Annotated in this window: 33 protein-coding genes; 4 read left to right on the top strand and 29 right to left on the bottom strand. The window is 32.5% G+C overall.

What is annotated here, in order from left to right; genetic code table 11:
- The first annotated feature begins 160 nt into the window (after positions 1–160).
- Positions 161–1,312: a helix-turn-helix domain-containing protein gene (locus AB3K27_RS08565; RefSeq protein ID WP_368490785.1), complete on the top strand. Its 1,152-nt coding sequence runs from the start codon at positions 161–163 to the stop codon at positions 1,310–1,312.
- Positions 1,284–1,838, top strand: coding sequence for a hypothetical protein (locus tag AB3K27_RS08560; RefSeq protein ID WP_368490784.1), 555 nt, complete (start codon positions 1,284–1,286; stop codon positions 1,836–1,838). Before AB3K27_RS08565 ends, AB3K27_RS08560 begins: the two co-directional genes overlap by 29 nt.
- 91 nt (positions 1,839–1,929) lie before the next feature.
- Here the strand turns inward: AB3K27_RS08560 and AB3K27_RS08555 are convergent, their stop codons facing one another.
- A complete protein-coding gene (locus AB3K27_RS08555; protein WP_368490783.1) occupies positions 1,930–2,685 on the bottom strand; it encodes a DNA adenine methylase in 756 nt (251 codons plus the stop codon).
- Between the two features lie 433 nt (positions 2,686–3,118).
- Between AB3K27_RS08555 and AB3K27_RS08550 the strand changes: the two genes are divergently transcribed.
- The gene (locus AB3K27_RS08550; RefSeq protein WP_368487541.1) at positions 3,119–4,417 is read left to right on the top strand and encodes an IS110 family transposase; all 1,299 of its coding nucleotides are present in this window, start codon (positions 3,119–3,121) and stop codon (positions 4,415–4,417) included.
- Positions 4,418–4,579: 162 nt separating this feature from the next.
- Here the strand turns inward: AB3K27_RS08550 and AB3K27_RS08545 are convergent, their stop codons facing one another.
- From AB3K27_RS08545 to terS, 15 genes are all read right to left on the bottom strand, one after another.
- Positions 4,580–5,410 carry a hypothetical protein gene (locus tag AB3K27_RS08545; protein ID WP_368490782.1) on the bottom strand — a complete coding sequence of 277 codons (831 nt, stop codon included), beginning with the start codon at positions 5,408–5,410 and terminating at the stop codon, positions 4,580–4,582.
- Positions 5,395–5,637: a hypothetical protein gene (locus AB3K27_RS08540; RefSeq protein ID WP_368490781.1), complete on the bottom strand. Its 243-nt coding sequence runs from the start codon at positions 5,635–5,637 to the stop codon at positions 5,395–5,397. The genes AB3K27_RS08545 and AB3K27_RS08540 overlap by 16 nt, the downstream gene beginning before the upstream one ends.
- A 20-nt stretch (positions 5,638–5,657) precedes the next feature.
- Positions 5,658–6,083 (bottom strand): hypothetical protein, encoded by a 426-nt coding sequence (locus AB3K27_RS08535; protein ID WP_368490780.1) that lies wholly within the window; start codon positions 6,081–6,083, stop codon positions 5,658–5,660.
- Positions 6,084–6,104: 21 nt separating this feature from the next.
- Positions 6,105–6,497, bottom strand: coding sequence for a hypothetical protein (locus AB3K27_RS08530; RefSeq protein WP_368490779.1), 393 nt, complete (start codon positions 6,495–6,497; stop codon positions 6,105–6,107).
- Positions 6,497–6,817 carry a hypothetical protein gene (locus AB3K27_RS08525; protein ID WP_368490778.1) on the bottom strand — a complete coding sequence of 107 codons (321 nt, stop codon included), beginning with the start codon at positions 6,815–6,817 and terminating at the stop codon, positions 6,497–6,499. Before AB3K27_RS08525 ends, AB3K27_RS08530 begins: the two co-directional genes overlap by 1 nt.
- Positions 6,818–6,819: 2 nt before the next feature.
- A complete protein-coding gene (locus tag AB3K27_RS08520) occupies positions 6,820–7,053 on the bottom strand; it encodes a hypothetical protein (RefSeq protein WP_368490777.1) in 234 nt (77 codons plus the stop codon).
- A 58-nt stretch (positions 7,054–7,111) separates the two neighbouring features.
- A complete protein-coding gene (locus tag AB3K27_RS08515) occupies positions 7,112–8,161 on the bottom strand; it encodes a major capsid protein (protein WP_012103607.1) in 1,050 nt (349 codons plus the stop codon).
- Positions 8,162–8,178: 17 nt separating this feature from the next.
- Positions 8,179–8,571, bottom strand: coding sequence for a hypothetical protein (locus AB3K27_RS08510; RefSeq protein ID WP_368490776.1), 393 nt, complete (start codon positions 8,569–8,571; stop codon positions 8,179–8,181).
- 22 nt (positions 8,572–8,593) lie between these two features.
- Positions 8,594–9,202 carry a phage scaffolding protein gene (locus AB3K27_RS08505; protein WP_368490775.1) on the bottom strand — a complete coding sequence of 203 codons (609 nt, stop codon included), beginning with the start codon at positions 9,200–9,202 and terminating at the stop codon, positions 8,594–8,596.
- A gap of 49 nt (positions 9,203–9,251) precedes the next feature.
- Positions 9,252–9,431, bottom strand: a complete 180-nt coding sequence (locus AB3K27_RS08500) for a hypothetical protein (RefSeq protein ID WP_368490774.1) — start codon at positions 9,429–9,431, stop codon at positions 9,252–9,254.
- Between the two features lie 211 nt (positions 9,432–9,642).
- Positions 9,643–9,942 (bottom strand): hypothetical protein, encoded by a 300-nt coding sequence (locus tag AB3K27_RS08495; RefSeq protein WP_368490773.1) that lies wholly within the window; start codon positions 9,940–9,942, stop codon positions 9,643–9,645.
- Positions 9,935–11,353 (bottom strand): hypothetical protein, encoded by a 1,419-nt coding sequence (locus AB3K27_RS08490; RefSeq protein ID WP_368490772.1) that lies wholly within the window; start codon positions 11,351–11,353, stop codon positions 9,935–9,937. The genes AB3K27_RS08495 and AB3K27_RS08490 overlap by 8 nt, the downstream gene beginning before the upstream one ends.
- A 2-nt stretch (positions 11,354–11,355) precedes the next feature.
- Positions 11,356–12,879 carry a phage portal protein gene (locus AB3K27_RS08485; RefSeq protein ID WP_368490771.1) on the bottom strand — a complete coding sequence of 508 codons (1,524 nt, stop codon included), beginning with the start codon at positions 12,877–12,879 and terminating at the stop codon, positions 11,356–11,358.
- Positions 12,879–14,231, bottom strand: coding sequence for a PBSX family phage terminase large subunit (locus tag AB3K27_RS08480; RefSeq protein ID WP_368490770.1), 1,353 nt, complete (start codon positions 14,229–14,231; stop codon positions 12,879–12,881). Before AB3K27_RS08480 ends, AB3K27_RS08485 begins: the two co-directional genes overlap by 1 nt.
- Positions 14,231–14,998 carry a phage terminase small subunit gene (gene terS / locus AB3K27_RS08475; protein ID WP_368490769.1) on the bottom strand — a complete coding sequence of 256 codons (768 nt, stop codon included), beginning with the start codon at positions 14,996–14,998 and terminating at the stop codon, positions 14,231–14,233. The genes AB3K27_RS08480 and terS overlap by 1 nt, the downstream gene beginning before the upstream one ends.
- 148 nt (positions 14,999–15,146) lie before the next feature.
- Here terS and AB3K27_RS08470 point away from each other — a divergent pair, with 148 nt between their 5' ends.
- The gene (locus AB3K27_RS08470; protein WP_368490768.1) at positions 15,147–15,482 is read left to right on the top strand and encodes a YmaF family protein; all 336 of its coding nucleotides are present in this window, start codon (positions 15,147–15,149) and stop codon (positions 15,480–15,482) included.
- Positions 15,483–15,537: 55 nt separating this feature from the next.
- On the opposite strand, the gene AB3K27_RS08465 is transcribed toward AB3K27_RS08470, so the two are convergent.
- The 13 genes from AB3K27_RS08465 to AB3K27_RS08405 all read right to left on the bottom strand — a co-directional run bounded on the left by AB3K27_RS08465 (position 15,538) and on the right by AB3K27_RS08405 (position 23,328).
- Positions 15,538–15,699: a hypothetical protein gene (locus AB3K27_RS08465; protein WP_368490767.1), complete on the bottom strand. Its 162-nt coding sequence runs from the start codon at positions 15,697–15,699 to the stop codon at positions 15,538–15,540.
- 157 nt (positions 15,700–15,856) lie between these two features.
- Positions 15,857–16,312: an IS200/IS605 family transposase gene (gene tnpA / locus AB3K27_RS08460; RefSeq protein WP_368487531.1), complete on the bottom strand. Its 456-nt coding sequence runs from the start codon at positions 16,310–16,312 to the stop codon at positions 15,857–15,859.
- Positions 16,313–17,078: 766 nt separating this feature from the next.
- The gene (locus AB3K27_RS08455; protein ID WP_368490766.1) at positions 17,079–17,261 is read right to left on the bottom strand and encodes a hypothetical protein; all 183 of its coding nucleotides are present in this window, start codon (positions 17,259–17,261) and stop codon (positions 17,079–17,081) included.
- Positions 17,262–17,661: 400 nt separating this feature from the next.
- On the bottom strand, positions 17,662–18,591 hold the full coding sequence (locus tag AB3K27_RS08450) for a DUF2935 domain-containing protein (RefSeq protein ID WP_368490765.1): 930 nt from the start codon (positions 18,589–18,591) through the stop codon (positions 17,662–17,664).
- Positions 18,592–18,681: 90 nt separating this feature from the next.
- Positions 18,682–19,206 (bottom strand): hypothetical protein, encoded by a 525-nt coding sequence (locus AB3K27_RS08445; protein WP_368490764.1) that lies wholly within the window; start codon positions 19,204–19,206, stop codon positions 18,682–18,684.
- 44 nt (positions 19,207–19,250) lie between these two features.
- A complete protein-coding gene (locus AB3K27_RS08440; protein WP_368490763.1) occupies positions 19,251–19,868 on the bottom strand; it encodes a hypothetical protein in 618 nt (205 codons plus the stop codon).
- Positions 19,869–20,195: 327 nt separating this feature from the next.
- Positions 20,196–20,894 (bottom strand): hypothetical protein, encoded by a 699-nt coding sequence (locus AB3K27_RS08435; protein ID WP_368490762.1) that lies wholly within the window; start codon positions 20,892–20,894, stop codon positions 20,196–20,198.
- Between the two features lie 7 nt (positions 20,895–20,901).
- A complete protein-coding gene (locus tag AB3K27_RS08430) occupies positions 20,902–21,231 on the bottom strand; it encodes a MazG-like family protein (protein ID WP_368490761.1) in 330 nt (109 codons plus the stop codon).
- 4 nt (positions 21,232–21,235) lie between these two features.
- Positions 21,236–21,508 (bottom strand): hypothetical protein, encoded by a 273-nt coding sequence (locus AB3K27_RS08425; protein WP_368490760.1) that lies wholly within the window; start codon positions 21,506–21,508, stop codon positions 21,236–21,238.
- Between the two features lie 19 nt (positions 21,509–21,527).
- On the bottom strand, positions 21,528–21,773 hold the full coding sequence (locus tag AB3K27_RS08420) for a hypothetical protein (protein ID WP_368490759.1): 246 nt from the start codon (positions 21,771–21,773) through the stop codon (positions 21,528–21,530).
- Positions 21,774–21,789: 16 nt separating this feature from the next.
- On the bottom strand, positions 21,790–22,416 hold the full coding sequence (locus tag AB3K27_RS08415; protein WP_368490758.1) for a putative metallopeptidase: 627 nt from the start codon (positions 22,414–22,416) through the stop codon (positions 21,790–21,792).
- Positions 22,409–22,825, bottom strand: a complete 417-nt coding sequence (locus AB3K27_RS08410; RefSeq protein ID WP_368490757.1) for a DUF1064 domain-containing protein — start codon at positions 22,823–22,825, stop codon at positions 22,409–22,411. Before AB3K27_RS08410 ends, AB3K27_RS08415 begins: the two co-directional genes overlap by 8 nt.
- On the bottom strand, positions 22,822–23,328 hold the full coding sequence (locus AB3K27_RS08405; RefSeq protein ID WP_368490756.1) for a hypothetical protein: 507 nt from the start codon (positions 23,326–23,328) through the stop codon (positions 22,822–22,824). Before AB3K27_RS08405 ends, AB3K27_RS08410 begins: the two co-directional genes overlap by 4 nt.
- Positions 23,329–23,408: the final 80 nt, after the last annotated feature.

Raw genomic sequence — 23,408 nt, 5'->3', positions numbered from 1 at the left:
TATACTTATATTAATTCCCATATTCTATATAATTTCAATACATGAAAATCCATTTCGTGATTTATTATTCTTGTTTTATAATATTGTAAAATATTTTTACAATATTGTTGTATATTTTTTTATTTAATTGTATAATATATTAACAAAGGAGGGCTTGAGTATGTCGAATATTTCAAAAATTATTGGTAAAAATATAAAAAATCTATTAAGTGAAAACAATTGCTCTGTACTTCAACTTTCTAAGATAATAGGTTTATCAAGACCAACGATAAAAAAGATAATTGAAGGCTCGACTATTATTGACAGTGGGAAGTTATTAATAATATCCAAATACTTTAACAAACCATTTGAATATTTTCTTGAAGAAGAACATGATGGCTTATCTTTTTTATTTAGGGCAAATAATCCTAAGGAAAACTGCAATAACTATGATAAAAATTTTATTGAAAGTAAAATGAAAAAAGTTTCTGAAATTTACAAACTTGTAGATGAAAATATTTCCTTTATACCAGTTCAGTATAATTTAAATCTTAAACAACATGATATCAAATCATTAAACGATAATATTGAAAAAACTCTTGAATCTATTGCAATTAAAGAAAGAGAATATCTATCTATAGGTGAATGTGTTGGTACTGATTTAATAAAATGTTTTGAGAACAAAGGTATTAGAATTATATTTGATGATATGGATAATAATCAAATATTTGGAGTGTCTGCTTTTAACGAAGAAGATGGTTGTTTTATTTTTATTAATGATAATAAATCAATATCTGAGGAAAGGAAAATTTTTAGTATAGTTCACGAATATGCACATTTACTATTTAATAGAAGTTTATATTCTAATAGCACTGTATGCACTCAATATAGTAATTACAAAACTGATATAAATGAAAAAATAGCAAATTCTTTCGCAGGTTACTTTTTAATTACATGTGATTCTTTAAAAAAGTATGATTATTTTCTTAAACCTCCTATACCATGGAAAATATTATTTGAAATAAAAAACGAATTAAAAGTAAGTATTCAATCGTTAATTATGGCCTTGCATAAATATAAGTATATTAACTCAACTGAAAAAAATACTGCTTTTAAAAAATTATATTTATCCGGGTATAAATTAAAAGAACCTGAGCCAATGAACTATATTCAAAAAAATACTAAGATTTATAATATGGTTAAAAATTTATATATAAGAGATGAAATTGGGATAAATAAAACAGCTGAACTTCTGGGCATTAAAAATATTGATGCCAGAAGAATCACAGCTAAATGGGTTTCGGATGAGGAAAAATTACAAAGCTTTATATAATACTAAAATTGTAATTGATACAAATTCAATTCTTGATTTGCAAGAATTAGATTTGCTGGATATTCCTCCGAAAATTTTTTCTAAAGTATTTATCCCCGATAACATTCTCATAGAAGAAATAGATGATCCTCTTGTTGAAGAATTACTCAACATGAATTACATTGAAATAAACTTAAAGAAGAATTTAGGTTTTGAAAAATACTCATACTTGAATGATACTCATAAAAAATTATCTACATCTGATAAAATAGTAATATGTATTGCCTATGAAAACAAATTTATATGTTGTACAAATGATAAAAGAGCACGAAATGCTTGCAAAGAGTTAGGAACAGATGTTATTGGAACTCTTGGAATCTTATGTGCAGGGTATGAAAGTAACATTATCAAGTGGAATGATTTTGTAACGGCATTTAATAAATATGGTGTTTATACAAGTGCACGTATTGATGATAGTATAAAAAATGAAATTAAAAAACTTTACGATATTCCTAATATCATAGAATATAACCAAAAAGCAAATTAACATTTATGTTTATACTATCATCAAATCTGTATTTCTTTCATACATAGAAGTCCTAAAGTAGTGTAAAACTATTCTAGGACTTACTCTTTCCCTAATAATTCCTAATAATCAACTCGCCATACCTATGCTCCTTATCCTTGTACTTCCCCACCAGATTGTGATTTCTTTCAACCTCATCTACATTGAAATCTTTGTAAAGCTCTCTTACAAATTCGCAGTCATTGTAAGAAAGAATGAACTTGCCTTTTACACTTTTAAGACACTCAAATAACCTTATATGGTCCTCTTGTGAAAACTGTACCTGATAGTATCTTTCGGTACCATAATATGGAGGGTCCATATACATAAGACCTTCCTCCCTATCATATACTTTAAATAAATCCTCAAAATCCTTATTTTCAATTACTACGCCCGAAAGCCTTCCTTGAATATCTGTAAGATATTGAATCATTACATTTACATTTCTCTTAACACAACCATAGGATCTATACTCACTTCCATAGCTTGTCTTGATTAGCATAAAAAATCTAGCTGCCCTTTGAATATCGGTCATTCCCCTGGTATTGTACTGACTGGCAAAGTCATAAAACAATTCTCTTGAGTTCAACATAAATGATAATTCTTTCTGCAGCTCTCCACAATGATACTTTACACACCTGAATAGATTCACCAAGTCTCCGTTTACATCATTATATACTTCCATATTCGCAAGTTTATCTTTTGAAAATAAAACCCATGCAGCTCCTCCAAAGACTTCTATATATCTATTGAAATTTTCAGGAAACTTCTTTAAGATTTCTTTCCTTAATAACTTCTTTCCACCTATCCATCCTATAAAACTGTTCATCAATAATTTCCTCCTCGTATAATATAGTTGTACCAATCAATAGAGATTAGATCATCTCTACTAACGGATATTTATAAATATAAATTAATTATTGTTCGTACATCTCAAGTTCCGTTCTGGAAATTGCAATATCCTTTAGTAAGTCTAAAAATAATAAGAGTGTATCTTCCACAAGGGTAACTTGATTAATAGTTAAATCATTGTATAATATCTTCTGAATAGAGGTTAGATGTATTCCTCCTGGGAGGACTCCTTCGGAGTTCCTATACCCGTGAAAAAGCGTATCATTCCATCAGTGAGATTAGATGTTTAGCTGGTTGAGTTTCTTCCCTTGCGGAAGAATTACTCGTGTCACAAACGAGGTTGTTAGCTCACTGTTAGGTATGGATACTCTGTTCTATCTTCAAAAATATATGAAAAGGAGATATTTACAATGTCAAAATTTTTTAATTTACCTGTAGTAGGTATCGATGTTTCTGCTGATTATTCTATGGTTGCAATACTAGCCCCTGATGGAGCAGTTTATAGAAAGGCTTTCAAGATAATGCACACTTCTGATGGTTTCTCTTATCTTCTCAAAGAAATGAGAAAAGTGGAAAAAGAGTTCTCCATGAAACCATCACTTTTCATGGAATCAACTGGTGTTTACCATTTAACTCTTTTCCACTTCCTAAAGAATAACGAATTAGAAACTTTCGTTATAAATCCTCTTATTACTAATAGTAACAAAAATTTAGGAATAAGAAAAGTGAAAAATGATAAAATGGATGCCTTAACTATTGCAAACATAGCAAAATTTCAAAATATAAAAATGTCTGATTATTTAGATATCCCAATATTTGCTGTAAGATCACTTTGTCGTGATTACTACAGCCTTATAGATAACCGTTCCCAGTTCAAGAAAAAGTTATCTTCTGATCTTAGAACGTTTTTTCCTGGATATCATAATGTTTTTTCTGACGTAGCTGGTGTTACTTCATTAGCAGTTTTAAGTAAATTTTCATCCCCTAAAGCAATTGTTGATGCACCAAAAGATGATTTAATTGCTTTACTAAAGGAAAATTCTTGTAAATCAATTGACTGGTGTACAAACACATATAACAAACTTTTAAACGCTGCACTAAGTGCTGTACAAATAGGAATAACCAATAATTCCTTTAAAGTAACTATAGGCATAAATATAAAGCTTTTAAACATCATTAATGAACAAATTGAAACTCTAGTAAATGAAATAGAATCAGCAGTTAAAAATGACTCAACACCTGCTTCATTTAAGAACAACATAGCATTGCTTCTTTCTTTCAAAGGTATAGGCTTTATTACAGCTGTAACCATAATGAGTGAAATAGGCGATCCTACAAGGTTCAAGCATCCAAAAGAAATGGTTGCTTTCTTTGGAATTGACCCTTCAGTTAGTCAATCCGGGAAATTTAATAGTGACCAAAATAAAATGTCCAAGCGTGGTACACGCTTTGGTAGAAGAGCACTTTATGCTGCTGCTCTTGCATCAATAAGAAAATCCAAAACTGGTAAACCAATTAACAGTGTTCTTTACCAGTATCGCAATAAAAACTTAAATGGTAAGAAGAAGAAAGTTGCTCTTTGTGCAATTATGCACAAACTTGTAAAGTACATATTTGCAGTTCTTAGAGATCAAAAGCCTTATGAAATTCGTGAACCAAAACTGCACAACCAAATGTATGTTACTAATTTTTCAAGATCAGTTTCTTAACCACTTAGACAAATTAATTATGGTCCAAATTGGATAAATTATTTCCAATTTAGTTTTAGTAAAAATTTGCCATAGTTCGTATTTTTTTATGGTTTGTTTGCCATGCTCTTTTTTGCTCTTAAATTTAGTAAATAAATTTTTTAAATTAACTATTGACTTTTACTAGCTGGTCTTTATCGAACCCCTGCCATAAATTTTATTCATGACAGGAATATTTTTTTTCTTAATATTTTCTAACCTGAAAAGATCCACACTGAGTTGACCCATTGTAAATGGGTCTGCTTCTCTGTCTTCTCTTATGCTACTTATGGTTAAGTATCTTCTGTCTGCTATATCCAAAGGTATCTTAGTGTCCTGGATTAATTGACTTTCTACAGCATCAATAAATTTATTGGCCATACTTTTATCTCTGCTCACAAAATGGCATCTTATAGTCTTCATAACCCTGTTAGCTCCAAGTGTAGCAGGGGATAAATCACTTTTAAGTACCCTGCATAATACAGAAGGTACCGCAAAATTTTTTATCCAGTAATTCGGATATACTGGGAAATCTATAATAGTGTTTATATAATTAGATACAGCTTCAATCCATGGATCTATATAAGATTCACTTTCCTCATGAAGAGCTATAACATTAAACCTAAGACCTCTTGCAATAGCATCCCACTCTAAATCCACAGTATCCTGCCCTATAGTACCATCAAAGATGCAAGTAAATGTTTCATTTGTCTTGGAATCCTCTATAACCTGCATGTCCAATGCTTTTATCACTTTGTCACTTAATGAATCCAGATTCTTAAAAGTAGTCCTCTCTTCATACAACCATACTTCTATGGTTCTTTTGAATCCAACTACCTCTCCATTGTCGGTATCATCACCCTGTAATACTACTGCATAAGGTTTTGGAGTATCTTTTGTCGGAACATTGGGTTCACAGCATTTCTTAAGTTCCGGGATACTATCAGTAAGTTTTTTTCTTATTCCGTCACGCATTGCTTTTCTACCTTTGCTTTAGTTTTTATTTTCAAATTCTCTGCATAGAATTCAACTTTCACCATGGGTATATCTCGTGCATTCATTAAAACTTCAATACTTTTTACTTTTTTTGAGTAATCAACACCGTCTATAACTATTTTCCCTGACCACTTATCAATGTCATATTCTATTTCTATATCAGCCAGTTTTAGCTCTTCCTGATTTTTAACTGGACTTTCACGCATACAATCAATCCTCCCATAATCTATTCACTCCAGTATTTAATTATTTTATTTGCTATATTGTCTTTATTGTTTTTAAGGGTATCCTCTAAAACAGGCATAGGTTTTATTCCCTTTACAAGCTTAGCGAAATGTCTGTTTCCATCTTCATCAACCCAACTTAATATTTTCTTATTTACAGGCACTATAGGCTTTCCTGTAGGTCCATATATTCCAGTACCTTCTTCCAACCATTCTCCATATTCTTCACTTGGAATCAAAGATAAAGTATATTTTCTCCCTGAGCCTTCCACACTACCTCTTATACCCCTTCTTGCATCTCCACTTCTGTCTTTCCAGTAGGCGTTCGACTTGACCTCATTAACCAGCATGGGTTTTATTTTATTGTCAATCAGCCCATACATCCCATTTAATTTATGTTCTATAAAATCATTCACTTTGAATCCCATATAATCACACCTTAAGATATTTTAATCTATACGTTCCAAATCACACTCATAACCGCAGATTGTATCACTGATTATTATAGGATATGCAGCCTTTACCTTGAATTTATCGCCATTACTTGTAAATTCAATGGATTGTTTAGGCGTAACATCCAATTCTGCATCCTTGTCAGCAATCATTTTGTATCTGCTTATATAAGAAGTTCCCTGGATTCCTGAATTTATATTGATATTTACCGAATTACTTGTAGTGCCAATATAAATTAGCACTGTTATGGTTTTCTCAACCGGCTCATCATCTACAAAAGCACCGTCAACTTCTTCATTGCTAGTCTTAGTATAAGTTATAACAGTTGGATTTACTGCTATGGCCTTATTGATTGCATTTATAATTTTATTAGGATTTATCCTAGTCATCAGCAGCCATCTGCCCTTCTCATTGAAGTTTTATATCCTGTATTTACAATTGGATTAAGCTTAGATTGTTCTTCTAAATAATCAGCCTGATATATGGAAGCTAGGTTATTCCAATAGTCGGGATCTGCATTTTCTATTGTTACAGGTCCCACCACTATTTTACTTTCCATATTTGCTTTCATTAAACAGCCCCTCCAGCTGGCCTTAAGGACATTATTGTCATTTACTTCAAGTAAATTTTGCAGTTCTTCATCCGTAAACACTGGATACTGACTTTCATTAAGATTTACTTTCAATATGTCTAAAGGAACAAAAGCCATAATTATACACCTGCCTCTGTCCCTGCATTTTCCCCTTCTCCATTAGGCGGAGTAACTGGAGGCGTTTCAGCTTCTTTCGGAATTTCTATATCTGCATATTTGCTTAGTTCCTCTATGTCTGATTCCTTTACTTCAAATTCTTCTCCTTCTTTTAAATGTTCCCCACCATATTTAATGAACTGCCTTGCTTTCGCCTTAAATGTTCTTTCTGTTGTATTTGCATCTTTCTTAGCCATCTCTTGACCATCCTTTCTTAATAAAAATTAAAGAGCAGTCCTATTTGGACTACTCCAATTAATATACTGTTGCAAAGAATACTTCATCTGCCCTGTCAAAACTAACTATGGGCATTACAGATACCTTGGTATCTACAGTTACCGGGTCTTCTTTAACCATTGTAGTAACTGCAATTCCTGTATCAACTATATAAGTATCTAATTTAGACGATCCACTTTGCTTGTCAAATTCCTCTGGTGTTGTACCGTAGACAGTATTTCCAAGAGTTGTACCACTCATGAGGGTAATTTTACCGTCTGTATAGTATGGGATTGCCTCCGCCCCTTCTTCTGGAATGTAGGTAGTGTCTTCCAAGAAAATCACTGTCAATCCCAGTCTCTCTTTAGCAAAATTAATATAATCTTGCTGAGATAAAATCAAAGAAGTATTTAAGTTGCTATTCTTAATATGATTAGTAATTACATTATTAACCAAAAATGTACTATCAAATGTCTTTTCAGTTAACAAAAGTACTGTTGGTTTTGCATAATGATCATCCGTTATGGCCTTTTGAAATCTTCTCACATCTCCTACTATATCAGCATCAGGATTTGTCCATTTATCATCAGCAGTTAATACTTCTCTATGATTTTCAGGAACTCCATAGTCAACTACAATATCACCATTTTTAGAGATAAAATTCAATACTCCATTTTGAATCACGCTGGCTCTCATTTTCTTGGCATTTATATTTGCTCCATCCACTAAGTTAGCATAGTTTTCAAATACCTGGTCTAACAAAGCATTTACAAAGTTTTCGTTATTGGCACCAATTGCATTCTGTAAGTCTCTCCTTGTTGTCTCGTCAATTCCCATACCCTCTTTAAAGAAAGGTATTTCTCTTGACTTTACTGTCAAGTCTGCACTTAATGCCCTCATTTTCGTAGCAGCATCAAAAGTACTCATCCTTAAAGCAACTGCTTTTTTCTTAGCACCTTTGGCCATTTCAAGTTTAGTTCCAGTAACTTTCTTTGCCGGAAACAATACTTTATCAACTGTAGCTTCTGCAGGCAGTTCTTTAACATAAAGGGCAATGTTTTTTGAGTTTATATAATCACTTAAGTTCATGTCCTAAATTCCTCCTTCTATTCTCCAAATATAATTAGTTTTAGTGCAGCTTTTTCTACAGCCTTAATGGCATCATCTGCATTAAATTTGACTGCTGATTCATATAGAGCTCCATGCACAAATATCGGTACTACTTCTGTTGCATCATCTGCGTTAGCTGTGGGTGACATAGACCCTTTGAAACTCACATCCTGGTATACCACTCCCCATACATCTGTAGTTGTGGTAGTTGAAGTTACCAGCTTTCCATCTTCGGTTATTAAAGTTCCAGCTAATAGTACCTCATTGGAATCCAAGAGTGTTTTCACGTCACCTTTTCTTATTTTTAATGGAAGCGATATAAAATGATCCCCTGCAATTAATCTCAATTTATTTTGTTTTGCTCCTAATGTATAACTTGATTGCCTCATTATATTTCACATCTCCTTTTTATTATTTAGCAAAATCTTGTAATCCTTTTGCTTTTAAAACCTCTGCTTTTTTCTTACCTAACTCTGTTGCAAAATTAGTTACATCCCCCGGTTTTGGATCTCCACCACCTGTACTAAAAGCACCTGTTCCCTTAATTTCTTTTTCAAAGAGATATTCATGGGATTTTTGAAGTGGTTCTATCTGTTCCTTAAGTCCTATGATGTTATCCCCATCAACCTTAAGTTTATCCTTATCAATAAGTGCCATAACTAACTTCTTATCCTTAACACTATAAGCTCCTAAGCCTTTTTCTAAAGCATTGTTAAAAGCTATATCCCCTAGCTGCTTTTCATATTCTTCCTTTTGAGTCTTATTGGCAGTTTCTAGTTCAGTAACCTTTTCTTTCAAGCCATCAACGTCCTTGTACTGTTCTTTCAAATCAGAAATTTGCTTATCTCTGTCCCCTACCTGCTTCTTATATTCTTTAGCCTGACTATCCACCTGGTCAAATTTAGATTTTGGTACATAGTCAGAACTATTTACAAAATCAGTATCCTTATACTTACTTTTAATCTCTTCTGGAAGAGTTTTAAAAGTTTCTTCTCCTAATATTTCACTTAATTTTGGCATTATTTTAATCCTCCTTGTTTTTCTCTATTAAATGATTAACTTTATCCCTTTAAACTTTCCACTTAATTTTTAGTAAATCAAATTTCAATTTATACAGTTCAGCAACTATATTTAAATACTCAATTGGCTTTATCTCTTGATTATCTAAATATTCATCTGCTAATGATTTTAAATATGCTAGATTTTCAATTTGTTGGTCTAACTCGGTATTTATTTTATCTTTATCCATTAGCTCCCACTCCTTAACTTTTTACAAAGTAATTAAACCTCTATTTTCTTTTTCCACATACATAGACATAAATTAAATATATTAATTTGTATCCATGCCTCTGCATATCTTTTCCCATTTTCCTCATATTTTGTAATGTAGTGATGCATTTTTTCCCTCCTCACTTTTTGCAAAATAAAAGCACCTACTATTCTAAATTAGCAAGTGCTTATTAAATCGTAACAATTATTTCTGTATTAAATTCTTTTTCCAATTGTTTTAACCTACTTAGAAATTCGTCTTTATAAAAATATATGCTGTAATAATAATAGCCAATATAATCATCTGTATCTTCTTCATCAAGAAGTCCGGTATACTCGAAAACAATGGATTGCTTATCTCTTTTTAACCAGTCGTTGACTTCATTAACTATTAACACATCTTTGGTTTCAACTTTTAATATTTTCACTGCTGCTCTTATCAATTCATCATCTGCTAATTTTCTTTTACTAAAAAGTTCTCTACTATCCATTATCCCCTTCACCTGCCTTCAAAATGTTTGATATTTTTTGGATTATTTCTTCTGTAGCTCCCATTCTCATTAAAAATTCTCTAAGTCTCGGGTTTTTACTTTCAGTTTTCATCTTAATTAATATTTTATATTCATTCCTATCTAATGTTATGAAACCATCACCACTTATAGGATAAAATCTATCACCATGATAACCATATACTCTTCCGTTAACTTTAAAGGTATCATTTACTTTATTATACAATCCTTTCTTTATATCTTCAATATCTTTATTGTAATCAACATATGGAAGTATTATTGTGGTCTTATCCTTTGGATTAGAATTTCTACCTATGGATTGAAGCCTGTGCCTTTTAGCTAGTGGAGGTTTATACTTTTGTATTTTCTCCAATTCGTCAGAATTAGTAGTAGGTTCCCCTCCACGAACTTTTATATCAATTGTTCCGGTATCAGTATCATAATTACTCTTAGTTTGAATACCGGGATACTTTTTGCTATCAACCCATTCATCTATATTAGATTTAATTTCAGGACTAACTTTACCTTTACCCCAGTCTTTCATGGTTTCAATGCACTTATTAAGTTCTTCAATAACTTCTGTCATATAACATAGGCAATTTGGGTGCTGCAGTGGTAAATTTTCAGGTTTAAATACCTTGCCATCATAAAAATCACATATATCACTTTTCCCATGCATACGTGAAAAATGACTGGCACTTAAATTCCACTTAAGCTCCTTGCAGAAAGGATTCCTTATTGCATTTTGAATCAATGTTTCAGTCTGTGCATGAGTTATACTGGTCCTCGCTAACCTTCTAGCTTGATACGATATATTGTCTCCGCCTAGTCCATCAGCAAAGGTCTTAGGAGTAATACGATTTTTAAGGTTAATATATTTATCCAGCTCTGCAGCAAGTTCTTTAACATTGGCACCTTTGGCTATATTGGCTTTTATAATCATGTCAATTTTACTGCCATTATCACCAGTTATGTTCCATAATCTTTTACTTAATGTCTTTCCATCTTTATAATAATTACCTGCTATAAGCTGCTTTACAGTATCACTTGATACCTTGGTTATAGTCCTCTTTAAAGTTTTATTTGTGGCTTCATCAGGTGAAATCATGTCTACAAAGCTAAGCTGTACACCTTTTTGTATATCAGAACTTTTCCGGACATTATTTTCAATGGTTTTATTGAGATTATAATAAAGTTCTGTTCTGTACTCATTGATTATTTTATATTGTTCTATTTTATGATACCTGGTTCTGGAATCTGGCATACTTAAAATTTCATCTATAAGTTTATCCCCTGCATACTTGTAAATATTAAAAAGTTCTTTTTCCTGCTGAAAATTCAGGTCAATAAATTCTTTTCTTGCCTGGAGAACTCTTTTTTCATATTCATTCATAACTATTCACCAGTTCTCAAATTATTATCAACATTATTGTTTAATTCACTATTCAATCCTTCAGTAAATGAATCTTCTGCATTACTCAATTGTGTTTTCTCCTCAAGTATTTCATTGAAAGCTTTTTCATCATCTTCCTCGTCACTAAATTCTTTAATATACGATTTTCTTGACCTTACATCAGCTTCAACTTCTGAAATGGCAGTCTTTTTCTTTTCATCATCATCAGAAGGGAGAGGGTAATTATGCTTGAAGATGGTCGTATACTTTATACCCAACCATTGAGAGTTAAATATACCTTTATAGCATACTGGAGCCACTTCAATAATAAAATTGATTAATGCTAATAAGGGCCTTTCCCAGTCATTCCACTTTTCCTCACACCTAGCTATCAAATCATTATAAAGATAAATCATAGCTTTAGCAGAGGGTATATTATTCAAGTCTGATAACTTAGGCATATCCAGTGCAAAATTCATATCCCTTTCTGTCCTGTCCAGGTAAGATTCTATTGCATCAGAATTTCCTATATTGTATTCCATTCTTTGAACTGCAGCTTGTCCCCCATTTTCTACAAGTTCACCTCTGGTTTTTACTGCATGTAGTGCATTAGGAGCTATAGTGAATTTATTTACATCATCTTCATCACCATCAATCACAACTTCTGAGCCAAATAGTTGAAACCTCAATGCATCTGCAAAATCCGATATTCTTCTGTTATATTGGTTTTGAGCATCTTCTAGTTCAGTAACATCAGATTCTCCGAAAGAATCATTAAGTTCCCCACCATTTTTAATAAGCCAGCAGGGTATAGTAGTAAATCCAGTGTCAATATCTATTGTAAGTCCTTCCTGCAGGTCTGTATTTTTATAGGTTTCTTTCTTATACCACGCCTGCCTTTCTTTTGAATTCTCATTGACTTTATAGTAATAGGTGTGAAGGTAATAAATTTTATCTGTATCAGCTTCCCTGTATACATTAAGTTCATCCTCTTCAAAGAACACAACCTTTAACAGAACTCCATTCTTTTCTTTATAATAAAAATTTTCTATAGTTTCATACTTCAGCACTAAAGGTTGTCCTGGATTAGCTTCTACCCTAAGCAGTACCCTCTTTTTTACCGTAGATTCTAAAAAAGCCTTTCTTGTATTATTCCAGAAGTTATTATTTTCAAAAATATCCTCTACGAATTTTCTTAGATCTTCACACTTGTCTTTGTCTTTAAAGTCATCTGGTTTAAATATTATGGTAGGTTCCTTCCCAAACATCCATCTTGCCTGCTTCCTGAGAAGAGGCTTTACCTTATTTCTTATATCCTGCGTAGGTTTATAATCACAGTTATCATCTGTCGGCCAGTTTTGACCATATAACATGGGATCATTTTTAGCTCTCTCAAAATCTACGGATTTTCCCTTATAAAAGATATAATTCCTTCTTACTTTTCTTCTCTCAACTATCTCATTGTCAGGTAGATTTAACAATGTATCTCTTATTGTCCTTACTTGTCTTTCTTCACTACTTTCCACTAGAATACTGCACCTCCTCTCCTATTGTAAGGATCTTCAGATGTATTTTTAATTACACCTTTTCCTTTTTCATAAACACTATCTGCATACTTTTGTTCTTTAATATCAGCAACCTCATAACCATCTAATCCGTACCATATAGCACTAAATGTATGAGGATCTATGTTAAATTCATCTTCTATAATTTCACCATTTTTATCTACAGCATAAGTCAAGTCCTTTAATTCATCTACGGTATTAGTACAATTCTCTGAACATATAATTTTCTTAAATCTTTTAACCTTCTTGGTATTCTGCAGCCTGGACCCTGGAAACTTTTTAGCTCCTCTAATATTAAAACCTTGCTGTCTATAATATTTGATTGTCTTGGGTTCGGCTGAATCTGCATTGATTTGTTCCTGTGTATCTTTAAATTCAGCTATTTCAATGGCAGTTCTATCATCTGTCATTTGATTTTTGTAGTATTCCCAGTAAATATAAAGTATCTTTTCTTTATCGTCCACAGCTAACCTTAATAAAGCATTGTAAGAATCTTCAAACGCAAAGTCAAAGCCAACCCTCCTAATCGGATTTTTTATATTCCCTATAGCTTGAAGCACTTCATAGTGTGGCCTAACTTCAAATTGTGGGAGTACCCTTCTACCATTTATACCGAATCTGCCTTTTCTGGCTATCCTGTATAAATCAATATCATAAGTTTTTAATTCTTCTAGCTGCTCTATATAACTCTTAGGTAAAAATAAATTATCATCTGCCAGTGAGTGATGATAATAAGTGTTATTTCTTACAACTATTCTTTTTTTGTAAAGCTCCTCATCATCAAGTATGAATATTTTCTTCTTTTCATTTTTAAAGAAGTGCTTGTATGTCCAGTTATCCTTGCTTACAGGATTAGTCGAAAGTATCATATGCAATGATAAGCTTGGATGCCTTAGACGTCCTAGAAGTTCTTTGAATCCCTCATATTTGACCTCTGAACATTCTTCAATCCATACTATAGAAACATTGTTTATAGACTTTAGCTTTGAAGGTTTATCCATACCTTTAAATATTATTTTAGAACCATTAGGAAATCTAACCTGCATTGGTGAAGCTGTAAATTTGATTCTATCATCAAGCCCCATGTCTGTTACTATTTCCTCAAGAAGAGAATAGCAGCTGTCTCTTATTGTATCAAATACCTCTCTTACTACTAATGCAGTTCTTTTTTCTTTAAGCAACTTTAGAATTAATTTCAATGCCACATGATAACTCTTAGAACTTCCATACCCTCCAACTAAAAAATAGAATTTATGGTTCCAATCAAAAATAAAGTCTTCAAAACTAGGATTTACCTCTTTTTCTATAAGCATTATTCAACACTTTTTCTTTTTATCATTATTTCTATAGGCTTGTTATCGTCAGGATTTTTAACCTTCTCTATCTCAGTCCTAAGTTTTTCCATCCTCAACCTTTGTTCTTCTGTTGCCATATCTGGGTTGTTATGAACCATCTCGTCATGCTGCTTAATCAAACTCCTTAATTCTGACATTGCCCTTGATTGAGCTTTAAGAAATGTGGCTTGCCTGTCCCATGCAAATTGAAACTCATATTCCAATTCTTTCTCTGATTCATTGGTGAAAGTTTTCTCTGTACTTCTACCTTTAGTCTTAACCTTGGATTTTTTAAGTTCCTTAATCATTTCTTCCTTACTCTTAACATCCATAATTCTCTGGGATCTTGCTATGGCCGTATACTGAATTATTATATTTTCCCAGAGCATATCCAATGGATCTTTAACCATAATATCCTGCACCACCTCCATTGTTTCGGGCGGAAAAATCTTAGAAAAAAAGCCATGGGATTCAGCATTTTTGTTTCCTTTTGGTACGCTGCTCACATGACCTTTTGAATTCTTATTTTGGGGTTGGCCGCCTTTTTTACGTTTAGTTGCGCAACTATTCCCGTTTGATTGCGCAATTTTATTTTTATTGTCCCAATTATCCTGGGCTTTCCAATTTCTAGCCTGACTTTCAGAAACATTTAAAATCTTTGCTATGTTCTTACATAATAGTGTTTTACCCGATTCTAAGTACATTTGTTTAGCTTTATCCCTGTTCGGACTTCTCTGTCTCGGCATCTCTACATTGTCACCACCTGCCTATTCGTTTTGTTTTGGGGATGAAGAAAGAGCTTTATTATAGTTTCATCCCTTTACTAAATTTCATTAATTATAAGTATCATAATAAATTCGTCAACCATACTATAATGCTAAGGAGGTAAGACTTATGTCTTGTTGTAATAGAATTCAAACACATGACCATGAATTTTTAGGAAGCACTATGTTAGCTGAATTAGAGGAAGATCCTCATAATCATAGATTTGCCGGAGTATCTGGTCCGGCACTTAGAGTTACACGCGGACATGTTCATGTAGTTAAAGCAAGAACAGATTTTTATGAAAATCATTTCCATGAACTCGAAGCAACCTCAGGACTTCAAATAGATGTTGGAAATGGAAGGCATGTTCATTTTGTGCGAGCAACAACTACAGAAAACGATGGTCACACTCATAATTTAATTTTTGCTACACTTATTGAAAATCCTATTTCAGAAGAAGCCTAATCTTAAAAAGTAGAGCTGTTAAATATTCATACAGCTCTGCTGTATTTTAATTATTCTACCTCGCCCTCCTAACAGCACCCTTGACCCTCCTGTAACATTCATGCCTCATCAATCTTTCTATATCAGAAAAGGAGAGGTATTCGCCTCTCCCTAGTTTATCTTTATTTGATTTTTTATCTTGATCAAGCTTTTCTTTCAGGATTTCTCTTATCTTCATACCTCTCACTTCCCTATTAGTCCACAATATTCCATTAACTCCTTGAAATAATAAATATCCACCAGCTTAGCTGGTGGTTTTTCCTAAGCCCTATAAGGGCACATTACCAGCATTATGCCTCAAGGCATCTTAAAGATCTCGCCAGCCGCAATTTATGTTACTTGCTACCCTTAAAAGGGTCCATGTATTCCTTCATACTTACTTGGTCGGCGATCATATCTTCTTTCTGTTGATTTCTTATATATTCTTCTATTGCTTTTTTATTTTTTCCAACTGTGTCTACATAGAATCCTCTGCACCAAAAGTGCCTATTTCCATATTTATATTTTAAATTTGAAAATCTCTCAAATATCATTAGACTACTTTTTCCCTTCAAGAATCCCATAAAACTTGAAACACTTGTCTTTGGTGGTATCGATAAAAGCATATGTATATGATCTTCACATGCATTCGCCTCTATTATTTCTACACCTTTCCATTCACAAAGTTTCCTTAATATTTTTCCTATCTCTTTTCTTTTTTCTCCATATATTTCTTTTCTTCTATATTTGGGTGAAAATACTACATGATATTTACATCTCCATTTAGTATGTGATAAACTATTACTGTCCATTTAGGGCAAACCTCCTTTGATTATAGATTTGGTTGACGAGACCTCTTCTATTTTATCAAAGTGAGGTTTTTTGTTCACCGCTTAAGCTATTCTGAACACACCTGCATAGCAGGTGGTTTTCATATAGACAAAAAAATAAGTACCAAAATAATATTGGTACTTTGTGTGATATTAAAAGTTTTAGTTGATGAGTATAATTAATAATTATCTATGTTTAATTATGGGTATTGCCTTTAAATATATTATATTCACCAATTGTTATGATATCATTACGCATATGTTAAAAGATATAAAAATAAGCACCCAGGTGACGGGTACTTACTTTTAACAATATTATTTTGAAGGGATACAATTTTAATATACTAGCTTCTGGCGGTTGCATTTGAGTTTTAAGTGCCCTGCAACCACAGACACAGGCTTAAATTTTATGTGGGGAACTAATTTATAATCTGTTACGATATTTATTATATACGGTATTTGTTACAATCCAATGTCCTATGTAATAACTATTTGTAAATAATATAAAATAAGCACTGATTTAACAGGTCTATTTTCTATATACACATAAAAATAAGATACTCAGACTTACTAAGTGCCTTCTCCCTGCCATACCCTTGAAAATATCTTAATTCAATAATATCCTGCATATTGCCCCTTACCCTGTCAGTTGTTCAACCTTCCTATTTATCTCTTCAAATCGATTTTAGCCTTTTTATTACTTCCGGAGACAAGTTATTTTTCTCTATGTTTTTATCTTCCATGCATTTCATCTCCCATGTTTATTCCATCTTCCTTTAAATTCTTTACGCCTTTCATTAAGCTCATCATCTGTTCTATCATGTTTTTTCTTTAGTTTATTAACAATCACACAAAATATCACAGTACAAATTATACTTAACCCAAGCCACAATCCTAAAAATATTGGAATATGTTTTATAAAATCTTTCATCTAACCACCCTCTTACATCAAATTTCTTTTTATACGCATATCTAAATTTTCGTTTAATTTTTTCTTTTTTTGACCCCTTAAACACCAAATGTAGCCAACGTTATACAAAATTTTCTCTTTCAATCAAAACAATATTTAAACAAATAACAGATTTATACAAGCTCAATTCCTCTAATTTTTCTTACGTTAGCCATATTTTCATATTAATTGGAGCTCCATTTAACCCTGGAGCCACAGGTATATTTTAAGGGAGAAATTTGTATATGAGTTACTACCAGTGTAGTCCCTGATGTTCTCACAATAACTATTATAATACATTTTGGCAATATTTTAATTCCACTTTAATTCCTGTTTAATTCCTGTTTAATTCCTAATATTTTTGTTACATAACAATATTTTATTATACTTTTGCTTTCTTAAATATTTTTAATAATCGTAAATAGTGATTTGCTTCTCGTAAGACATGATCACCCAATAACGGTATTATTATGGATTTGATTTCACAATTTACCAATCCTTGTGTACCTTGTGCTTTAAATTTGCTAATTTCTATAGTTGCTTTAAGGCTGTCATCTGTTACTTTTGAAATTGGCATTGTCTTTTCCATAGCTTCTTTCGCTTCTTTTGTCAATTTATCAAACTCATTTCCAAAATTATTTGCCGTATTTATAAGTTCATTTTCGCTTGGATCGAGAAGTCCACGAATAAATTTTGAATGTTCGGCCATAATTCTGTTCCAGAAAGCTTCTTGCTTATAAGCCTCCATTTCCAAGTTCATATTTTCACAATTTTGAAGTTTTTGAATCAACTTATGATAAAACTTCGCTTCTCTTAAAATGTGGTCTATAAGTAAAGGATAATTACTTGTGAATATCTTACATGATATGACTGCTGATAATATCCTGGACTTAAACTGTACTAAAGTTGAAATCAGCTCCATAGCTCTTTGATTAAGCATAAATACCCTTTGTTCAAGGATGGGGTTAACTATCATTAAGTCATTACACATCAATGTTGCTTCTGTCTTCGTCAAATCAGTTAAAATGTTTACTCCTGTAAAATATGCTGAAGCCATTTCAGCTTTTAAAGTAAATGGGGTTATTACTTCATCAGACTGTAATACACTACAACTAACAACACCATTAGAAAGAGCTATTGTATCTGCTAAAAGTCTATCAAATTCCATCCTAAGCGTATCTGCTTTAAGTATAAGATTTGAGTTCTTTTGTGTAAAACTTACTTCCAAAAAAAATGAATGTTCTTTCATAATCCTTGCAAAAAAAAGATGTAATCCCAAAGATTGTTGTATAAATTCAGTACTAGATAACATAGTTTACCTTCCTTAATATAACAATTACTTACTGCAATTATTATATTAATTTTATGAATAAACCGTTACTATTAAATAAACACATCCATACTAATTCACGGCACTAATCCACATATCCCAATTAACTATATTCTCAATCAACCTATGCCGCCTCTTTGTAACTGCCCCTTGAGACATATTAAATTTCATCCCCACCTGCCAATCTGTTTTTTTATACTTATATTTCTCTTTCAAAAGCTCCTGGTCCTCAATCCTTAAATCTTTAATATTAGCCTCAATAACAGAATTATCAGCTTCCATATTTCTAAGTGTTTCCTCTATATCTGCCACCTGTTCCCTCTTCCATGACTGCTCCTTGAGTAACTTATCCGTTATACGCAGTAAAGTCCTCTCGGCATAACTTTCACCTGTAGGACTTGTCTGAACTCTTTCTTCATATGTCATTGCTCTGGATTCTTCAGGGAGGTCTACTGCAACATTCTTAAGCTTGTACTCTATAACATCTATCTGGTTTCTTAGAACTTCCAACTTCTTATTAAGTACACTAATTTTCTTATCCTTGTTAAAATAATTTCGGAGTTTCTCTTCCATCTCAATGAATTTTATTTCATCCATTATTTTAATTCCTCCCCTAAAATGTTATTTAAGCTACAATACCTCTACTTACCCATCTGTTTCAAATCATCCTTAAAAGCCCTAGAATTACATATCATGTTAACATACTCCTTCAACTTAAGCTTCAGAACCTTGGTACTCTCCCTCTTCTTTTCTATATCTACATCAATTTGTTTTATATTTAAATCAAGAGAATTAATCTCTTCCTGCAATAACTGGATTCTATCAAAGTATCTTTCTCTTTCCAAACTTCTAGCATTTACATAATCAATTATGGATTTTTCATCTTCCTCTAAATCCTCTCTTAACAAATTTATTTCCTCCAGAAGGTCCTTAACAATATTTCTATTGGTTTTTCCAGGGAACCCAAAGTCTACTTTAATAAGTGTAACAATTACAGACTCGTCTTTACTTAAAACAAGGAGTATATCATCCTTCACGTAAAATCTTCTGACTACCTTATCCTCACCAATCTTACCCTCTATCACGAAATCAGAATAAGTAAATATCTTGTTTACATCTTGTGTTATTCGTTCATCATTGGCTACCATATATTCTTGAACAGCAAAGTCACCTGTTATACCCTTTACCCTTTCCACGTATCTCATTTTACAGTGCTTGCTTAAATCTATATGTTTACGTTCTGCTATCAATGCTTCCATGGAATCCCTCCTATTTCCAGTATAATAAACCTAATCTTACATATCCTATATTTGTGTAAACCCTTCTTCGATAAAAACTTTTACATTTTTTATTTACTTTCTAAACATAACCATTGCTTTTTCACCATGCCGGGGATGGATAATCCCCGGTGTTTAATTTTACTTGAAATTTCAACTAATCTATATTAAATTCCCTGTATAATAAATCCAATTTTGCATATACTATTTTTGTGTTCCATTGTATAACATAATTAATCCTTATGCCGGGGATGCTCAAATCCCCGGTGTTTGGGTTTATCATATAATATTTGAATTACGTATCAACTTCTAATATTTCTTCACTATTTCAGCTAACTTAACCCTATCTTCATTTGCAACAGCCTTATCTCCTATAGATTCTCTCATCTCGTTAATTAAAGTTTTACACTTTGAGGTTTTGCAATAATGTATCATAGCTAATCCTTTATTATCACCTTCCAAAATTGTTATGGTTTTGAAAGAACTATCTTCTATATCCAATGGATTGTGTATGCCAAAACCCCTATATATCACAGCATCTATTGTTTCAGTCTCACCACGAACACGCACCTCAATTTTCTGTTTCTTTTCTTTCAGGAACTCTTCGTTGGCTTTATTTTCAGCTTTTTCTTCATCTTTGATTCGCTGCTCCATATCATAAAAGTGGTGTATTTTCTTAAACTCTTCAAGATTCTTTCCATACAGTTCATCATCTTCCTTGGTAAATTCTCTTATATCTTCTAATTCATTTAGATTTATACTGGATACAAATTCACAATCTTCCCCAAGCAAATACCATATACAGTAGTCATAATCCTCTGATATATCATTTTTAAGCCCTTCAAAACTAAACTTATAAAATTTTTCCATATCACCTAAATTTATAGGATGGATTCCATGTAATTTCTTATCTTCCTCGTCTATTGTAAATCCCACTAGCTTAATTCCTCTTAGTTCCTGCAAGTCTTCACTGCAATCATTCTTAATTTTGCCAATTAATAATTTCATTTTCCCCCTACCTCCTACTAACATTAAACCTAATCTCCCCAGAAGCTTCACAGCCCCTATCTATAAGCTTTTTATTATGCCTATATATGCCCTGCTCTATTACCATCCCTTCTCTGAAAAGCTTGGCCAACATTCCAATACACACCTGAATAACATCTAAAACCTCTTCCATTATGTCTTTCTTATTTCCAGAGGAGAGAGCTTCACACAGCTCCTTCACCTCTCCTAATAATGTCTCTTTCCATTTATCCCAGGTCATTGTCCTATTATCTATCTTTTCACCTTTATGGTTTACCAATTTTCTAAGCACCATTAGCTTTAGTTTCAATACTTTCATCTCCTTATCTAAGTAATTCCTCTAAGGATATATCAAACGTCTTGCAATATATTTCCAAACATTCTCTGATGTAGGCTTGTTTTTCCTTTGCTGTTTTACTATCATTGGCCTTAAATAAGATATCCACTATACTATCTAACGCTTTTCTTTCGTCTCTATTTTCAATTTCTTCCTCTAACTTCAAAATTTCCTTTTCCTGTTTTTCTGCTCTATTAGCCTTGTCCACTAATTCCTTAAATTCCTTATATGACAATGTTACCGTTGCAGTATCAAGCATAATACTCTCCTCCATATCTTCAACTCGCATCATCCGGCGAAAACTCTTTTAAAAAACATAACTTTTGAATACCATAAATTTCTCTTATCTCAGCAATACTTTTATGCTTATTTTCCATTAACGTCCTTACTTCCTCTGCAGCATTTTTAGTGTCACAAGATTTAACCCTGGCAATATCTTTTATGACTTCCCTGAGTTCTGACCTTTGTTTCAAATCAAGATTAAATCTAATTGTCAGTCTATGAATTACTTCATTTGGTGTCATGGCCTCACACCTCCAATCAATTAGCTTTATCAAATATACTCACTTGCCTATCTGCCTTTTTAAGTATACTGAAATCACTATCATCAAACCCATCAAGTATATTGGGTATCGGGCTCATGGTAGTTTCCCATCCATAACCCATGGTCCCTATTATCTCTTTCCATCCTTTTACATCAGGTGTCCTTAGTTTGTCCCCATCTATTTGCTTTAGGCAACTATAAATCAATGCAATTATCTGTTCTTTAGAGATTCTCTCCGTCCAGAATTCCCTGCTCTCAATGATGAATTCATATCCTGTAAGCAGTGTTAGCTGCTTTGGAGCTTTCTTAATCCACATTACATCATCATCACGCTTTAATTCATCTCCCATATAGTCTGTATCCTCAATGAATAAAATCTTATTTATATTTATACTTGTAAATTCAGGTACCTTCTCTTTGAACTTGTCTTTTATTTTTTGAGCCAGAGGAGCATAGAATTCATTCTTTATCCAATGTCTAGAATCATATTTTCCGTTATTTAGCTCTCTTATCTTTTGTATTATTCCATTCCCAGTGGATTGAACATACTGAAGATTAAATCCCAAACATTCTATTTCTTTTACATTACCAGTGCGGTCGTCAATTATCTTTATTCTAGGCATCCTTCTTACTCTCCCTTCTTTTTTTCTGGAGTTCCTTGAAATCTATCCAGCCACTTTCACTGTACTTTAGGCTTCTTGAAATCCACTTGAAATCCATAGTTGGATGAAGATATTTAAGCATTTTAAATTTAAGCTCTCCTTGTGGTGTACTGTCACCTTTAACATCAACATAAGTTTCCGTACCATCAAGGTTGTATATTAAAAAATCCAAAGTATATGTGGCCGGTCTTTCCTTTTTACCCTTATATTCAAAAGCCGGTATAAGAGTAAACTTAGGCTGCAACTCAAAATTTTCTATTTCACCCTTGGCCTTAAGTTTTTTCAGATATTCATAATACCTGGCTTCATCTTTTGAATCAAAGGTTATGCCATCAACCGTTATTTTTTTAGCATTGTATTTACTTCTCACATAACCACTTCCTTAAGCTCCTGCAAATCCAGTATCAAATCTTCCAGTTCTTCCGCCCTTATAGTTCCAGAATCGCCTTGGGATTTATGCATGGTTATTTTACCTTGGTCTATGGTGTAATTCATAGCTACGCCTTTTATTTCAGTAATTTTTAATCTTCTAGCCTTCTCCTTAACCTCTGGATTCTTCACTGGCTTATCATCTGATTTCTTGGTTCCCACAATCGGCTTCTTTTCTTTTTCTACATTTTCAACTGGTAAAGGCTTAATTGCTTTGCATAAATCTTTTTCCTCTTTTTTCTCACTTTCTCCCCATATCTGTTCCACTGCTTTCTCTGCCACTTCATCAAGAGAGCTTAAATTTTCACCTTTCCACTTGTAGTAATAACTCTCGGCTGTCATATGAGTTATTTTAAATTCCTTAGCTACTCTATTAATCAACTCTTTCTTAGATAGTTCCTTATGCTCGCCAAAATACTTAAAACATTTTTCTTTATTACCCATATCATCCACCTACTTTACTAAAATACTATTACTCTAAAACTCTCATACAGCCCTTTTAAACCTATCCTGATTTCCAAATG

It is taken from the genome of Clostridium sp. BJN0013, from assembly GCF_040939125.1.
Lineage (GTDB): Bacteria > Bacillota > Clostridia > Clostridiales > Clostridiaceae > Clostridium_B.
Note: the sequence above shows the minus strand (reverse complement) of the source record. Positions and strands in the feature narration are given on the sequence as shown.

Excerpts from the sequence above, each read along its gene's own strand:
- AB3K27_RS08565 (WP_368490785.1), top strand. The coding sequence starts at position 161 with ATGTCGAATATTTCAAAAATTATTGGTAAAAATATAAAAAATCTATTA.
- AB3K27_RS08560 (WP_368490784.1), top strand. The coding sequence starts at position 1,284 with ATGAGGAAAAATTACAAAGCTTTATATAATACTAAAATTGTAATTGAT.
- AB3K27_RS08555 (WP_368490783.1), bottom strand. The coding sequence starts at position 2,685 with ATGAACAGTTTTATAGGATGGATAGGTGGAAAGAAGTTATTAAGGAAA.
- AB3K27_RS08550 (WP_368487541.1), top strand. The coding sequence starts at position 3,119 with ATGTCAAAATTTTTTAATTTACCTGTAGTAGGTATCGATGTTTCTGCT.
- AB3K27_RS08545 (WP_368490782.1), bottom strand. The coding sequence starts at position 5,410 with ATGCGTGACGGAATAAGAAAAAAACTTACTGATAGTATCCCGGAACTT.
- AB3K27_RS08540 (WP_368490781.1), bottom strand. The coding sequence starts at position 5,637 with ATGCGTGAAAGTCCAGTTAAAAATCAGGAAGAGCTAAAACTGGCTGAT.
- AB3K27_RS08535 (WP_368490780.1), bottom strand. The coding sequence starts at position 6,083 with ATGGGATTCAAAGTGAATGATTTTATAGAACATAAATTAAATGGGATG.
- AB3K27_RS08530 (WP_368490779.1), bottom strand. The coding sequence starts at position 6,497 with ATGACTAGGATAAATCCTAATAAAATTATAAATGCAATCAATAAGGCC.
- AB3K27_RS08525 (WP_368490778.1), bottom strand. The coding sequence starts at position 6,817 with ATGGCTTTTGTTCCTTTAGACATATTGAAAGTAAATCTTAATGAAAGT.
- AB3K27_RS08520 (WP_368490777.1), bottom strand. The coding sequence starts at position 7,053 with ATGGCTAAGAAAGATGCAAATACAACAGAAAGAACATTTAAGGCGAAA.
- AB3K27_RS08515 (WP_012103607.1), bottom strand. The coding sequence starts at position 8,161 with ATGAACTTAAGTGATTATATAAACTCAAAAAACATTGCCCTTTATGTT.
- AB3K27_RS08510 (WP_368490776.1), bottom strand. The coding sequence starts at position 8,571 with ATGAGGCAATCAAGTTATACATTAGGAGCAAAACAAAATAAATTGAGA.
- AB3K27_RS08505 (WP_368490775.1), bottom strand. The coding sequence starts at position 9,202 with ATGCCAAAATTAAGTGAAATATTAGGAGAAGAAACTTTTAAAACTCTT.
- AB3K27_RS08500 (WP_368490774.1), bottom strand. The coding sequence starts at position 9,431 with ATGGATAAAGATAAAATAAATACCGAGTTAGACCAACAAATTGAAAAT.
- AB3K27_RS08495 (WP_368490773.1), bottom strand. The coding sequence starts at position 9,942 with ATGGATAGTAGAGAACTTTTTAGTAAAAGAAAATTAGCAGATGATGAA.
- AB3K27_RS08490 (WP_368490772.1), bottom strand. The coding sequence starts at position 11,353 with ATGAATGAATATGAAAAAAGAGTTCTCCAGGCAAGAAAAGAATTTATT.
- AB3K27_RS08480 (WP_368490770.1), bottom strand. The coding sequence starts at position 14,231 with ATGCTTATAGAAAAAGAGGTAAATCCTAGTTTTGAAGACTTTATTTTT.
- terS (WP_368490769.1), bottom strand. The coding sequence starts at position 14,998 with ATGCCGAGACAGAGAAGTCCGAACAGGGATAAAGCTAAACAAATGTAC.
- AB3K27_RS08470 (WP_368490768.1), top strand. The coding sequence starts at position 15,147 with ATGTCTTGTTGTAATAGAATTCAAACACATGACCATGAATTTTTAGGA.
- AB3K27_RS08465 (WP_368490767.1), bottom strand. The coding sequence starts at position 15,699 with ATGAAGATAAGAGAAATCCTGAAAGAAAAGCTTGATCAAGATAAAAAA.
- tnpA (WP_368487531.1), bottom strand. The coding sequence starts at position 16,312 with ATGGACAGTAATAGTTTATCACATACTAAATGGAGATGTAAATATCAT.
- AB3K27_RS08455 (WP_368490766.1), bottom strand. The coding sequence starts at position 17,261 with ATGAAAGATTTTATAAAACATATTCCAATATTTTTAGGATTGTGGCTT.
- AB3K27_RS08450 (WP_368490765.1), bottom strand. The coding sequence starts at position 18,591 with ATGTTATCTAGTACTGAATTTATACAACAATCTTTGGGATTACATCTT.
- AB3K27_RS08445 (WP_368490764.1), bottom strand. The coding sequence starts at position 19,206 with ATGGATGAAATAAAATTCATTGAGATGGAAGAGAAACTCCGAAATTAT.
- AB3K27_RS08440 (WP_368490763.1), bottom strand. The coding sequence starts at position 19,868 with ATGGAAGCATTGATAGCAGAACGTAAACATATAGATTTAAGCAAGCAC.
- AB3K27_RS08435 (WP_368490762.1), bottom strand. The coding sequence starts at position 20,894 with ATGAAATTATTAATTGGCAAAATTAAGAATGATTGCAGTGAAGACTTG.
- AB3K27_RS08430 (WP_368490761.1), bottom strand. The coding sequence starts at position 21,231 with ATGAAAGTATTGAAACTAAAGCTAATGGTGCTTAGAAAATTGGTAAAC.
- AB3K27_RS08425 (WP_368490760.1), bottom strand. The coding sequence starts at position 21,508 with ATGCTTGATACTGCAACGGTAACATTGTCATATAAGGAATTTAAGGAA.
- AB3K27_RS08420 (WP_368490759.1), bottom strand. The coding sequence starts at position 21,773 with ATGACACCAAATGAAGTAATTCATAGACTGACAATTAGATTTAATCTT.
- AB3K27_RS08415 (WP_368490758.1), bottom strand. The coding sequence starts at position 22,416 with ATGCCTAGAATAAAGATAATTGACGACCGCACTGGTAATGTAAAAGAA.
- AB3K27_RS08405 (WP_368490756.1), bottom strand. The coding sequence starts at position 23,328 with ATGGGTAATAAAGAAAAATGTTTTAAGTATTTTGGCGAGCATAAGGAA.